Here is an 11,986-nt window from a genome sequence, read left to right as displayed (position 1 = left end):
CCATGAAAAACATGAAGCTGGAGTGGAAAAGAGGTGACTGGGCGGCGTATTTCGGGTTGATGACCAATAACCTGACCAATTTGCTGACCATGATGGGGCTGCTCATTTTTGTCGTCGGCATCCCGAAGGAGATTGTTTATGGACGCATCGCGCCGGCCTTCGGGCTGGCGGTGCTGGTCGCGAGTATTTGCTACGCCTGGTTCGGCATGCAGATGGCGCGCGCCACCGGGCGTACGGACGTGACCGCGCTGCCGTCCGGCCCGAGCGCGCCGTCGATTTTTACCGTGACCTTCCTGGTCCTGATGCCGGTTTATCAGCAAACCGGCGATGCGGACTTCGCGCTCCAGATTGGCCTGGTGTGGTGCTTCGTGGAGGCGATGATCCTCGCGGGCGGTTCGTTCCTCGGTGAAACCATCCGCAAGATGATCCCGCGCACCGTGCTGCTGTCGTGCCTCTCCGGTTTGGGCCTGCTGCTGCTGGCGATGAACCCGATGCTGCAGGCGTTCGAAGCGCCGACCGTGTCGTTCATCGTGTTGCTGCTGATCTTCATCAACTGGTTCGGTAAAAAGCCGATTTTCGCCCGTATCCCGACCGGTCTGCTGCTGCTGATTGCCGGTACGGCACTGGCGTGGATCTCCGGCCTGCAAAGCCCGGAAGCGATTAAAGCGTCCATGTCATCCTTCGGCTTTAACCCGCCGGAAGTGCACGTGGACAGCTTCATGCAGGGCCTGCCGCACGCACTGCCGTATCTGGCCTCTGCCGTGCCGCTGGGGCTGGCGAACTACATCTTTGACCTGGAGAACATCGAAAGCGCCCACGCGGCGGGAGATGCGTACCCGACGCGTAAGGTGATGCTGGCGAACGGTCTGGCGTCGATGCTCGGCTGCCTGATGGGGAACCCGTTCCCGGTGACGGTCTACGTTGGCCACCCTGGCTGGAAAGCGATGGGCGCGAGCATCGGCTATACGCTGGCCTCCGGCGTGACTATGTTCATCGTGCCGCTGTTCGGGCTGGGGGCGTTTATGCTCGCCATCATTCCGATGACCGCCATCGTGCCGATTCTGGTGTTTATCGGCGTCGTCACCGCCAACCAGGTGGTGAGGGAAACGCCCAAAGTGGAGGTGCCGGTGATCTTCATCTGCCTGTTCCCGTGGATCGCCAACTGGGCGCTGACGATGATGAACAGCGTGATGGGGGCGGCGGGCACCAGCGCGGCGAAGATCGGCACCGACGTGCTGCACAGCAAAGGAATTTACTACGAAGGCCTGGTGCATCTTGGCAACGGCGCGCCGCTTGCCAGCATGCTGTGGGGCTGTATCGCCATTTTCGCCATCATCAACAAGCCGCTGCGCGGAGCCGTTGCCGCCGCCGTCGGGGCGCTGCTGGCGCTGTTTGGCGTGATCCATGCCCCGGTGGTGGGCTTTGCCGAGGGCAGTTCGCTGATGTTCGTCACCGCGTATCTGATGATGGGCGGCATGTTTGTGGTGAAGCATGTGCTGGATATCTCTGTTACTCCCCCTCTCCCTGTGGGAGAGGGCCGGGGTGAGGGCACCAGAACGCACCTTCTAAAGGACACAAAATGAAAGAGCTTATGGTCGTCGCCATCGGCGGCAACAGCATTATCAAAGACAACGCCAGCCAGTCGATTGAACACCAGGCGCAGGCGGTGAAAGCGGTGGCAGAGTCGGTGCTGGAAATGCTGGCATCCGACTATGACATCGTGCTCACCCACGGCAACGGCCCCCAGGTGGGGCTGGATCTGCGCCGCGCCGAAATCGCCCACGAGCGGGAAGGGCTGCCGCTAACCCCGCTGGCAAACTGCGTGGCGGACACCCAGGGCGGGATTGGCTACCTGATCCAGCAGGCGCTCAACAACCGCCTGGCCGCGCGCGGGGAGCAAAAAGCGGTCACGGTCGTCACGCAGGTGGAGGTGGATAAAAACGATCCGGGCTTTACGCACCCGACGAAACCTATCGGTGCGTTCTTCACCGAGGCGCAGCGCGACGAGCTGCAGCAGGCACACCCGGACTGGCATTTTGTCGAGGATTCAGGCCGTGGCTACCGTCGCGTGGTGGCTTCACCGCAGCCGCTGCGCATCGTTGAGGCCGACGCCATCAAAACGCTGACGCAAAAAGGCTTTGTGGTGATCGGCGCGGGCGGCGGGGGGATCCCCGTGATTCGCAGCGAGCAGGGCGACTACCAGAGCGTCGATGCGGTGATTGATAAAGATCTCTCCACCGCGCTGCTGGCGCGGGAGATCGATGCCGACGTGCTGGCGATCACCACCGGCGTGGAGAAGGTGTGCATCAACTTCGGCAAGCCGAACCAGCAGGCGCTGGACACCGTCAGCGTGGCGCAGATGACGCGCTACAGGGAAGAGGGCCACTTCCCGGCGGGCAGCATGCTGCCCAAAATCGTCGCCTCGCTGGAATTTTTACACCACGGCGGCAGGCGCGTGATTATCACCTCGCCGGACAGCCTGCCCGCGGCGCTGCGCGGGGAAACCGGCACCCATATTGTTAATGAAGGAAGATAAGATGAGTGAAAACAAAAGCCGCCGCGAATTTATCAGCCAGAGCGGCAAAATGGTCACCGCCTGCGCGCTGTTTGGCGCCACCGGATCCGTCGCGTATGCTGCTGACTCCGCGAAGCCAACCTGCGAGACGGGTAAACCGATGAGCATCACCGCGAAGCATTACTATCTGGACAACGTGCTGCTGGAGGCCGGGTTCAACGTCGACGGCGGCGTGGCGACGAGCACCCGCACCGAGCTGAAAACGCTGGAAATTAACGACGGGAAGATCGTCGCCCTGCGCGATAACAAGCGCCACGCCGACGCCACGCTGCCGCACTATGACGCAGGCGGCAAGCTGATGCTCCCGGCGATGCGCGACATGCACATTCACCTGGATAAAACCTTTTACGGCGGTCCGTGGCGCTCCCTGAACCGCCCCGCGGGCACGACGATTCAGGACATGATCCGCCTTGAGCAGAAGCTGCTGCCGGAGCTACAGCCCTACACCCAGGAGCGCGCGGAAAAGCTGATCGATCTGATCCAGTCGAAAGGCTCCACCATCGCCCGCAGCCACTGCAATATCGAGCCGACCTCCGGCCTGAAGAATCTGGAAAACCTGCAGGCGGTTTTATCGCGCCGTAAGCCCGGCTTTGACTGCGAAATCGTCGCTTTCCCGCAGCACGGGCTGCTGCTGTCAAACTCCGAAAAGCTGATGCGCGAGGCGATGCAGGCCGGAGCGCACTACGTGGGAGGGCTGGATCCAACCAACGTCGACGGCGCGATGGAGAAATCCCTCGACACCATGTTCCAGATTGCGCTGGACTACGACAAAGGGGTGGATATCCACCTGCATGAAACCAGCCCGGCGGGCGTGGCGGCGGTGAACTATATGGTGGAGACGGTGGAGAAAACGCCGGAGCTGAAGGGCAAGCTGACCATCAGCCACGCCTTCGCGCTGGCGACGCTCAACGAGCAGCAGGTGGATGAGATCGCCACCCGCATGGCGGCGCAGCGGGTGACCATCGCCTCCACCGTGCCGATTGGCACCCTGCATATGCCGCTGAAGCAGCTGCGCGAGAAGGGCGTGTTCGTAATGACGGGGACCGACAGCGTGATCGATCACTGGTCGCCGTACGGTCTGGGGGACATGCTGGAGAAAGCGAATCTTTACGCTCAGCTCTACATCCGCCCGAACGAGCAGACGCTCTCCCGCGCGCTCGGTATTGCCACCGGCGACGTGCTGCCGCTGAACGACAAAGGCGAGCGCGTGTGGCCGAAAGCGCAGGACGACGCCAGCTTTGTGCTGGTGGATGCCTCCTGCTCCTCCGAGGCGGTGGCGCGCATTTCACCGCGCACCGCGACGTTCCATAAGGGCAACCTTGTCTGGGGCTCGGTGGGTTGACGTGCATTTCTCCCTCTCCCTGTAGGAGAGGGTTGGGGTGAGGTGCATTTCTCCCTCTCCCTGTGGGAGAGGGTTGGGGTGAGGGCATCAGGCCGCACTTCCGTAGGTCGGGTAAGGCGAAGCCGCCACCCGACAATGCAGTATACTGCTATGCACATTCTCAAAGAGGAATCTGCCATGGCACAAAATATCTACGACAATCCGGCGTTTTTTGAAGGCTACGCCCGGCTTCCACGCTCGGTGCAGGGTCTGGACGGCGCGCCGGAGTGGCCCGCGCTAAAAAGTATGCTGCCGGATTTAACCGGCAAATCGGTTGTCGATCTCGGCTGCGGCTACGGCTGGTTCTGCCGCGCGGCCCGCGAGCTGGGCGCTGCTGACATCACGGGGGTCGATATCTCAGAAAAGATGCTCGCCCGCGCGGCGGAGCTTACCGCTGACCCACAGATTCACTATCAGCGTAGCGATCTGGAATCTCTTAAGCTTAACGAGAATAGCCTCGATCTGGTCTACAGCTCGCTGGCGCTGCACTACCTGCCGGAACTGGATACGTTATTCGCCAGGGTTCAGCGCGCGCTCAAGCCCGGCGGCAGCCTGGTGTTCTCAATGGAGCACCCGATCTACACCTGCGCCACCCGTCAGGGCTGGCTGACCGACGATAACGGCGAGCGGTTCTGGGGCGTGAACCATTATCAGGATGAAGGCAAACGCGTCAGCAACTGGCTGGCGGACGGGGTGGTGAAATACCACCGCACGCTCGGCACCACGCTTAACGCGCTGATCGGGGCCGGATTAACGATAAGCGACGTCAACGAGTGGGGGCCAGCGCAGGCGCAGATTAACGCCTGGCCCGCGCTGGCCGAAGAGGCGGAGCGCCCGATGCTGGTGCTGATCGCCGCCCGTAAGGCTCAATAACCCACCCTATACACCCGCCCGCTCTGCACGCCTTCCACGCTGCGTCGATAGGCCTGCGCCACGGTCGCGGCGGGAACGCTCTCAAAGCCCGGGAAGAAGCCGTCGTAGGTTTCGACGGATTCGGTGAGTACCGTCGGGCTAATCAGGTTGATGCGGATCCCGCGCGGCAGCTCGCAGGCTGCGGCGCGGACAAACCCTTCCAGCGCCGCATTCACCGTGGTGGCATTCACGCCCTGGGCAATCGGCTCGTGTGCCACGATGCCGCTTATCAGCGTAATCGAGCCGCCTTCGTTCAGATAATGCTGGCCAGTCAGCGCCAGGCGCACCTGCCCGAGCAGCTTGTCCTGCAGGCCCTGGTTGAAGTCGCTGTCCTTCATGGTCGCGAGCGGGCCAAAGTAAAGGCCACCGCTGGCGGAGACAATCGCATCCACCGGACCGATTTTCTCAAACAGCGCCTGGACGCTCGCCTGCGAGGTGATATCCACCTGCTCGTCGCCCTGCGTGCGGCCGACGCGGATGACCTCGTGGCGACGACTCAGCTCTTCCGTTACCGCACGACCAACCGTACCGCTGGCACCAATAATGACGATTTTCATAGCTGACTCCTTATGTTGTGAGCCCCCATTCTTTAATAAATAAAAATGGAGATAAACTGGGCTAAAGTTAAAAGATTGCTAACCAGGAGTTTGGAATATGGATAAGCTTCGCAGCATGGAGACCTTTATTGCCGTGGTTGAAAGCGGCAGCTTTACCGGCGCGGCGGCACGGCTGGAGATGTCGGCGGTAATGGTGGGGAAATACGTTGCGCTGCTGGAATCACAGCTCGGTACCCGCCTGCTGGAGCGTAACACGCGGCGCCAGAGCCTGACCGACGCCGGGCGGGTCTATTTCGACGAGGCGAAGCGGGTGCTGGAGCAAGTCGCGATCGCCGAAAGCGCCGTGGAACGCCTGCGCGCCGCGCCGTCCGGCACCCTGCGCGTGACGGCGCCCACCTCGTTTGGCGGCAGCGCGATCGCGCCGCTTACGGCCTCTTTTTTACAACGCTACCCGGAGGTGCGCATTGAGCTGGATCTCACCAACCGGATGGTGGATCTGGTGGAGGAGGGTATCGATCTGGCCATTCGCATTGGCGACATTCACAACGACGATCTGGTGGCGAAATACCTCTGCCCTTACCGGATGGTGATCTGCGCCGCGCCGGACTATCTTGCGCGCTACGGTACGCCGCAAACCCCTGCCGATCTGGTGGATCATCTCTGCCTGTCCCACAGCGTGTGGACCGCGCGCAACGAGTGGCGGCTGCCGGGCGTTGAGGGCGAAGTGCGCTGGAAGCGGGACGCGGTCTTAAGATGCAACGACGGCTACGGGCTGCGGATGGCCGCGAGAGCCGGGGCGGGACTGCTGCTGCAGCCGGAAGTGCTGGTGGCGGAAGATCTGGAAAGCGGCAGGCTGGTGCGGGTGCTGGAGGCGTATATTCCGGCGCCGAGACCCGTGCATTTGCTGTGGCGTCAGGATTTACGACCTCTCCCTAAGCTAACGGAATTTATCGCCCATATTCTGCTAAGATTGGGCACACTATAAAAAAGAAGGTATGCAAAGAATGTCTGTGAATAAACTCGCCAGCAGCGCGCAGGGCCTGCAATCATCTGCCATCCGTGAATTATTAAAACATAGCAAAATGGCCGGCGTCATTTCGCTGGGTGGGGGTATTCCTAACCCGGCCTTGTTCGATCACGAAGGGCTGAAAATTGCCGCTGATGCCGTATTATCACAGCATTTTGGTGAGGCCTTTCAGTACGGTCTGACCGAAGGCGTACCGGGGCTGCGGGAAGAAATTCAGCGCATCTGTGAAGGGCGCGGGATCCGCTGCAAGGCGGATGATGTGGTCGTGACCTCCGGTTCACAGCAGTCCCTCGACGTGCTGGCGCGTGCATTAATTAACCCGGGCGATACCGTTGTGGTTGAGCGTCCAACCTATCTTGCTGCGCTGCAGGTATTTGGCCTGGCGCAGGCGAATTTTGAATCCGTTGGCACCGATGGCGACGGAATGAAGGTCGACGAGCTTGAAGCGCTGGCGGCAAATAAAACCATCAAAGCGGTCTATATTGTTCCGACGTTTGGCAACCCTGGCGGGGTAACCCTTTCTGAGGCGCGTCGCAAACAGCTGGTGGAATTATCGAAGCGCTATGACTTCGTCATTATTGAAGACGATCCGTACAGCGAAATTAATTATACCGATGAAGTTTTCCGCCCGTTAATTGCCCATGCCAAAGATATCGGCAACGAAGAGAACGTGGTGTATACCTCAACCTTCTCCAAAATTCTTGCTCCAGGAACCCGCGTGGGCTGGGTGCTGGTGCCGGAATGGCTGAAGCGCGCAGTAGTAAACCTTAAGCAAACCACCGACCTGCACACCAGCACGCTGTCGCAGCTGATGACGTATGAATACCTGAAAACCGGTCGCCTGCCCGATCAGATTAAAACGATCCGCGAAGCCTATCGCCAGAAATACCAGACGTTCGCAACCGAGCTGGAGGCCGAGCTGGGCGATGTGATGTCGTTCCACAAGCCGAAGGGCGGCATGTTCCTGTGGGCGAATATGAAAAATGGTAGTAATACCACCCGCTGGCTGGAAAAAACGTTAAGTAACGGCGTAGTATTTGTGCCGGGCGAATTTTTCTACTGCAATGAGCCAGACCATTCAACGCTGCGTATGTCGTTTGTCACGCCAACGGATGAAGAGCTGAAGGAGGCGGTTCAACGCCTGAAAAAATCGCTGTAAAAGACCTGCGCATAATGGTTTTCCTGCCGTTATGCGCAATACGCGTTCAGGCGGCACGGGCCGCAATCGTCCATGGAGATCTCCATGTTTGAATTTCTGTTCGGTGTCGTTACGCACACGCCCGCCTGGGTGTGGGTGCTGTTTATCTTCCTTATCTCTCGCGGCATTAAAGCCCGCAGGCCCGCCACCGTCACGCTGGAGAGGCTTGCCATCATTCCGGCAATATTTCTAATCTGGGATATCTACGATCTGGTGGTCTACCGCACCCTGACGCCCGGAACTGTCGCATTGTGGACGGCGGGGATCCTCGCCGGGGCCGCGCTGGGGTATATCCTGATTAAGCAGGCGGTTATCACCCGCGCAGATGCGCCGCGCACCCTTTACCGCCAGGCAGACTACACCGCGCTGCCGTTTATGATGCTGGCGTTCGGCGTGAAGTATGTGCTGGGCGTGATGAGCGCGGTCTCTCCCCAGACGATGCAGCAGCCCGCCATGAGCGCGCTGGCGATCGTCTCCGGCGGCGTGTTTGCCGGCGTGTTTCTCGGGAAATTTGCGCGTTACGTTGGGGTGTATAACAGTGCCGCACCGCGCCCGGCGGAGTAAGGTTATTCTGTCGCGTGTGCCAGCGTGCGATCTGCAGCATCGCCGCTGAGTGCTCGCGTGACTTCATGGATCCGCCAGATTTTCCCTTCACGCAGCGCGGCAAACAGGTAAACCTCGATCTCTGCCTGACGACCATCAGGATACGTGACCGTTACGATATGCCGGTCAGCCAGAAGTTCGTCATGGCAGGCTATCTCCACCACGGTAAAGGCGATTGCGCGGATCTGTGAGCTGACGTGGCTCAGATGCTGGACAAAACCCCGGTAGTCAAGCGCGTGACCGTCCGTAAGCTGCTGGTAATCGGGCGTAAATACCTCTGCCGGATCGATATCGCCGTTGAATAAGCGGGTTAACAGGCAGGCCATCTTTTCGCGCTGCGCGGCGTTGTCGGTGTGGGCTATCAGGGACGTGATAATGCTCATGCGGGCTCCTTATGTGGTTGAATCACCATTATCCTTGACAGCCGAAGTCGCAGTTTCTCTAATACGCCGAAGAATAACGATTTTCGGTCAAAATGATATGGTCAGTGTTGAAACGCTCCTTCATCCCGGCGGGTACCGAACGCCCCGGCACAGTCATCGTACCGGCCAGCTGTGGCGCATTGCAACGGGGCTGCTGGTCATTGAGACGCAGCAGGCGCGATCGGTCGTACCGGCAAAACACATCGGCTGGATCCCTCCGGATCGGCAGCACGCCGCTTTTTCCGAAAGTGCGGTAGAAGGCTGCGCTATCTTTCTTGACCCCGCCGTGTGCGCAATGCTTCCCGATGCGCCCGCGCTGTTCGAGCCCGACGATCTCACCCATGCACTGTTTTCCCGTTTATGCGATGCAGAGAGCGAGTACGATCCGCGAAAGCTTTCTTTGCTGCTGGATGAGCTTGCCCTGACGCCCCAGGCTCGCTTTTCTCTGCCCGTGCCGACGGATCCGCGTCTGAAGAACGTGGTCAGCCATTTGCTGCAGTTTGTCGATGATAACCAGACGGTCGAGAGCCATGCTATTCATGCTGGGATGAGCGTGCGTACGTTCAACCGTCGGTTTAGCGCCCAGACCGGAATGAATTTTGTTAACTGGCGGCAGCTGGCTCGCGTCATGCGGGCAATGGAGTGGCTGGCGGCGGGGAAGCCGGTAGGGTGGATTGCGCTGTCCTGCGGCTACAGCAGCGTCAGCGCATTTATTGAGGTTTTCAGAGCATGGACAGGTAAAACGCCGGGGCAGTGGGTGATTAAAGAAGGCCCTTTTGGGCGAAGGTAATGCGCGTGGCTGCGTTGAGATCCAGCTCTTTTAACGACTCCGGATTAACCCAGGCGATCTCCTGAAACTCTTCATTAAACGTGACTTCCCGGTTGGCGCTGATGCAGTCGAAGATCAGATAGATCATGTAAATCTCCTCTGTAGTGCCATCGGCGTAGGTTTTCACCCTAATGTCATCGCGAAAAGCCCATGGCGTAACCGAGACAATCTCCAGCGCTTCGCCCAGCTCTTCGCGGATCTCACGGCGCAACGCCTGTTCCATGGTTTCGCCCGGCTCCATTCCACCGCCGGAGAGAGCCCACTGGCCGGGGAACACGCCGCGATCGTCGGCCATTTTACACAGGAGGTAGGCACCGTCATTCTGGATGATGGGGCAGACAATGGTTCGTTGGCGCATGATTTCTTCCTGAAAAAGTATTAATAGGTGAAGTGTTTACCGAATCAGGCTACATCCGGCTGGCCAGATTTTCGCTTAGCCATGACGTCCGCAACGGTCTTTATACGGCTTAGCTCCTCCTGCGTCCTGGGGTTGGATTGCGCTTCCCAGATATCGACGTTCAGCTGTAAGTTAAGCCAAAATTCAATCGTGGTATCAAAGGCTTTTGCCAGTTTGATCGCCATATCGGCAGTCAGCTTGCGATTGTTATTGACCAGCGCGCTGATGGTGTTGCGGTGAACATTGAGCATCTCCGCCAGATCGCTGATTTTCAGATTGAGCGGTTCAAGATACTCATACTGCAACACGTCGCCCGGCGTGGTGGGTTTGCGGAGTGCCTGTTGAAGTGTCATAGGTGATGCCTCACTTGTGTTGCGTGTACTTGTGTGGAGAGAGGTAGAGATCTTCTGCTTTACCCTCTGTCCAGCGAAATACGAGCCTGTATTGCCTGTTTACCCGGATTGAGGAATATCCCTTCAGTGGAGGATTCAATGCTTCATACATATTGCCCGGTGGCGATCGCAAATCCCTGTGCGAGGTTGCTGCCCTGATGATATCGAGCTTTCTCGCAAGCGCTGTTTCCAGATTTGCAGGAATAACATTGCTCGATCTGCCGTAAAGAAAAAAATCCTCAAGCCATTGATCCCGAAAATAACTAATCATAATGGTGCTGAGCTCCAGTCCTTGAAGCTGATTGAATAGTAATGCACTCCTGCACAGTGCGCAAGTGCGTTTTTGTCTGCGGTTAATATTACCTTGGCGATGGCTGAAGGGAAGTGGGATGCATGACTAAAGATTAATATTTCGAGGTAGGTTCCAGTTCTGACGTGCGGTTAAATACCCGGCGGCGCTGCGCTTGCAAGGGCCTCCGGGTATGTAGGCCGGGTAAGGCGGAGCCGCCACCCGGCGATTGACTATCGCTCCCTCAGCGCCTCTTTCGCCCGGTTAAACGGCTTGATCAGATAATCCAGCACCGTTTTCTCGCCGGTCTTAATGTCCACCGTCGCAATCATCCCCGGCACAATCGAGAAGTGCCTGCCCGCCTTATTGACCAGGTAATCCTGGCTGGTGCGGATAAACACCCGGTAATAGAACACTTCCGGCTTGGCCTCGTCCTGGATGGTGTCCGGAGAGATCGTTTCGACGACCCCGTGCAGGCCGCCGTAAATGGCGTAATCGTAGGCGGTGATTTTAACCAGCGCCTCCTGGTTCGGGTGGATAAAGGCGATATCGCGCGGCGACAGGCGGGTTTCAATCAGCAGGTGATCGTCCACCGGCACAATCTCCATCAGCTCGCCGTTGGGCGGGATCACGCCGCCGATGGTGGTGACCTTGATGTTTTTCACGATCCCGCGCACCGGGGATTTTACCGTCAGACGGGTGACGGAATCCTGGCGGCCTTTGAGGATCGCCGAAACCATATCCACCTCGGCGTTGGCCTTGGATAACGCCTCGCGCGCCTGAACGTAATACTGCGAGCGTACGTCGGTGAGCTTCAGCTCCAGGTCGCTTTTCTGCCGCTGCAGGCGCAGCACCTCCACGTGGCTGGCGGCGCCGGTTTTGACCAGCCGCTGGGTGATCGCCAGCTCCTTATTGGCGAGATCTAACGCGGCGCGCAGCTCCCGCTGGGTATCCTCCAGCTGCGCGCGGCGGGAGTTGTAGAGCCGCGTTTCGTCAGCAATCAGATCCGGCCACTTTGCCAGCGAAGGGGGGAACTTCAGCGGGAGATCGTTCACCTCGGCGTACAGGCGGGCGCTGGAGGCCAGTGAAGCCCGGTAGCGCGCCGCGCTTTCGCCGACGTTCGATTCGGAACGCGTCGGATCGAGCCGCGCCAGCACCTGCCCGGCCTGCACCTGATCGCCCTCGTGGACGTTCAGCTCGGTAAGGATCCCGCCGTCGAGAGACTGTAAGACCTGCTCGCGCGAGCTGGGGATCACTTTACCCGAGCCGGTTGATACCTCATCCAGCACGCCAAACCACGCCCAGACGCCCAGCACCACAAACATCAGCAGCGAGAAGATCACGATCCGACGCGCGCCGGTGTAGCCGCTTTCGGAGTCGAGGGCGTTATCCAGATCGTCCATT

The 11,986-nt window shown here is 59.2% G+C and carries 14 protein-coding genes; 8 read left to right on the top strand and 6 right to left on the bottom strand.

All coding sequences use genetic code 11. The features are described 5' to 3' along the window. Positions 1 to 2 precede the first annotated feature (2 nt). The 4 genes from ACWKXN_RS13910 to ACWKXN_RS13895 all read left to right on the top strand — a co-directional run bounded on the left by ACWKXN_RS13910 (position 3) and on the right by ACWKXN_RS13895 (position 4,829). The gene (locus ACWKXN_RS13910) at positions 3 to 1,583 is read left to right on the top strand and encodes a xanthine permease (protein WP_454543921.1); all 1,581 of its coding nucleotides are present in this window, start codon (positions 3 to 5) and stop codon (positions 1,581 to 1,583) included. Next, on the top strand, positions 1,580 to 2,536 hold the full coding sequence (locus tag ACWKXN_RS13905; RefSeq protein WP_454543920.1) for a carbamate kinase family protein: 957 nt from the start codon (positions 1,580 to 1,582) through the stop codon (positions 2,534 to 2,536). The genes ACWKXN_RS13910 and ACWKXN_RS13905 overlap by 4 nt, the downstream gene beginning before the upstream one ends. 1 nt (position 2,537) lies before the next feature. After that, complete coding sequence (locus tag ACWKXN_RS13900) at positions 2,538 to 3,917, top strand: amidohydrolase family protein (RefSeq protein ID WP_454543919.1); 1,380 nt, start codon at positions 2,538 to 2,540, stop codon at positions 3,915 to 3,917. Between the two features lie 177 nt (positions 3,918 to 4,094). Continuing rightward, positions 4,095 to 4,829 (top strand): class I SAM-dependent methyltransferase, encoded by a 735-nt coding sequence (locus ACWKXN_RS13895; RefSeq protein ID WP_316961362.1) that lies wholly within the window; start codon positions 4,095 to 4,097, stop codon positions 4,827 to 4,829. Here the strand turns inward: ACWKXN_RS13895 and ACWKXN_RS13890 are convergent. Further along, positions 4,823 to 5,425, bottom strand: a complete 603-nt coding sequence (locus ACWKXN_RS13890; protein ID WP_045888791.1) for a short chain dehydrogenase — start codon at positions 5,423 to 5,425, stop codon at positions 4,823 to 4,825. The genes ACWKXN_RS13895 and ACWKXN_RS13890 overlap by 7 nt on opposite strands. A gap of 97 nt (positions 5,426 to 5,522) precedes the next feature. Between ACWKXN_RS13890 and ACWKXN_RS13885 the strand changes: the two genes are divergently transcribed. The 3 genes from ACWKXN_RS13885 (at position 5,523) to ACWKXN_RS13875 (ending at position 8,214) form a co-directional block, all read left to right on the top strand. Then, positions 5,523 to 6,410 (top strand): LysR family transcriptional regulator, encoded by an 888-nt coding sequence (locus ACWKXN_RS13885; RefSeq protein WP_033146345.1) that lies wholly within the window; start codon positions 5,523 to 5,525, stop codon positions 6,408 to 6,410. 19 nt (positions 6,411 to 6,429) lie between these two features. Beyond that, the gene (locus ACWKXN_RS13880) at positions 6,430 to 7,611 is read left to right on the top strand and encodes an aminotransferase-like domain-containing protein (protein ID WP_048979785.1); all 1,182 of its coding nucleotides are present in this window, start codon (positions 6,430 to 6,432) and stop codon (positions 7,609 to 7,611) included. An 84-nt stretch (positions 7,612 to 7,695) separates the two neighbouring features. Then, entirely contained in the window at positions 7,696 to 8,214 is a 519-nt protein-coding gene (locus ACWKXN_RS13875; protein WP_069303206.1) for a DUF6622 family protein, read from the top strand. A gap of 2 nt (positions 8,215 to 8,216) precedes the next feature. On the opposite strand, the gene ACWKXN_RS13870 is transcribed toward ACWKXN_RS13875, so the two are convergent. After that, a complete protein-coding gene (locus tag ACWKXN_RS13870; protein ID WP_454543918.1) occupies positions 8,217 to 8,636 on the bottom strand; it encodes a nuclear transport factor 2 family protein in 420 nt (139 codons plus the stop codon). Between the two features lie 97 nt (positions 8,637 to 8,733). Here ACWKXN_RS13870 and ACWKXN_RS13865 point away from each other — a divergent pair, with 97 nt between their 5' ends. Continuing rightward, positions 8,734 to 9,465 carry a helix-turn-helix domain-containing protein gene (locus ACWKXN_RS13865; RefSeq protein ID WP_454543917.1) on the top strand — a complete coding sequence of 244 codons (732 nt, stop codon included), beginning with the start codon at positions 8,734 to 8,736 and terminating at the stop codon, positions 9,463 to 9,465. Here ACWKXN_RS13865 and nudI read toward each other — a convergent pair. From nudI to ACWKXN_RS13845, 4 genes are all read right to left on the bottom strand, one after another. Next, positions 9,437 to 9,862 carry a nucleoside triphosphatase NudI gene (gene nudI, locus ACWKXN_RS13860; protein WP_033146340.1) on the bottom strand — a complete coding sequence of 142 codons (426 nt, stop codon included), beginning with the start codon at positions 9,860 to 9,862 and terminating at the stop codon, positions 9,437 to 9,439. The genes ACWKXN_RS13865 and nudI overlap by 29 nt on opposite strands. A gap of 44 nt (positions 9,863 to 9,906) precedes the next feature. Next, positions 9,907 to 10,254, bottom strand: coding sequence for a HigA family addiction module antitoxin (locus tag ACWKXN_RS13855; protein WP_033146339.1), 348 nt, complete (start codon positions 10,252 to 10,254; stop codon positions 9,907 to 9,909). A 10-nt stretch (positions 10,255 to 10,264) separates the two neighbouring features. Beyond that, positions 10,265 to 10,564 carry a type II toxin-antitoxin system RelE/ParE family toxin gene (locus ACWKXN_RS13850; RefSeq protein WP_033146338.1) on the bottom strand — a complete coding sequence of 100 codons (300 nt, stop codon included), beginning with the start codon at positions 10,562 to 10,564 and terminating at the stop codon, positions 10,265 to 10,267. A gap of 251 nt (positions 10,565 to 10,815) precedes the next feature. Continuing rightward, on the bottom strand, positions 10,816 to 11,985 hold the full coding sequence (locus tag ACWKXN_RS13845; RefSeq protein ID WP_086374946.1) for an HlyD family efflux transporter periplasmic adaptor subunit: 1,170 nt from the start codon (positions 11,983 to 11,985) through the stop codon (positions 10,816 to 10,818). Position 11,986 lies beyond the last annotated feature (1 nt).

This window comes from Enterobacter sp. UPMP2060 (assembly GCF_053709655.1).
This window is presented reverse-complemented; position numbering and strand designations above follow the sequence as displayed.

Bases quoted from the DNA above. Each gene is read 5' to 3' on its own strand.
- ACWKXN_RS13910 (WP_454543921.1), top strand. From the start codon at position 3: ATGAAAAACATGAAGCTGGAGTGGAAAAGAGGTGACTGGGCGGCGTAT.
- ACWKXN_RS13905 (WP_454543920.1), top strand. From the start codon at position 1,580: ATGAAAGAGCTTATGGTCGTCGCCATCGGCGGCAACAGCATTATCAAA.
- ACWKXN_RS13900 (WP_454543919.1), top strand. From the start codon at position 2,538: ATGAGTGAAAACAAAAGCCGCCGCGAATTTATCAGCCAGAGCGGCAAA.
- ACWKXN_RS13895 (WP_316961362.1), top strand. From the start codon at position 4,095: ATGGCACAAAATATCTACGACAATCCGGCGTTTTTTGAAGGCTACGCC.
- ACWKXN_RS13890 (WP_045888791.1), bottom strand. From the start codon at position 5,425: ATGAAAATCGTCATTATTGGTGCCAGCGGTACGGTTGGTCGTGCGGTA.
- ACWKXN_RS13885 (WP_033146345.1), top strand. From the start codon at position 5,523: ATGGATAAGCTTCGCAGCATGGAGACCTTTATTGCCGTGGTTGAAAGC.
- ACWKXN_RS13880 (WP_048979785.1), top strand. From the start codon at position 6,430: ATGTCTGTGAATAAACTCGCCAGCAGCGCGCAGGGCCTGCAATCATCT.
- ACWKXN_RS13875 (WP_069303206.1), top strand. From the start codon at position 7,696: ATGTTTGAATTTCTGTTCGGTGTCGTTACGCACACGCCCGCCTGGGTG.
- ACWKXN_RS13870 (WP_454543918.1), bottom strand. From the start codon at position 8,636: ATGAGCATTATCACGTCCCTGATAGCCCACACCGACAACGCCGCGCAG.
- ACWKXN_RS13865 (WP_454543917.1), top strand. From the start codon at position 8,734: ATGGTCAGTGTTGAAACGCTCCTTCATCCCGGCGGGTACCGAACGCCC.
- nudI (WP_033146340.1), bottom strand. From the start codon at position 9,862: ATGCGCCAACGAACCATTGTCTGCCCCATCATCCAGAATGACGGTGCC.
- ACWKXN_RS13855 (WP_033146339.1), bottom strand. From the start codon at position 10,254: ATGACACTTCAACAGGCACTCCGCAAACCCACCACGCCGGGCGACGTG.
- ACWKXN_RS13850 (WP_033146338.1), bottom strand. From the start codon at position 10,564: ATGATTAGTTATTTTCGGGATCAATGGCTTGAGGATTTTTTTCTTTAC.
- ACWKXN_RS13845 (WP_086374946.1), bottom strand. From the start codon at position 11,985: ATGGACGATCTGGATAACGCCCTCGACTCCGAAAGCGGCTACACCGGC.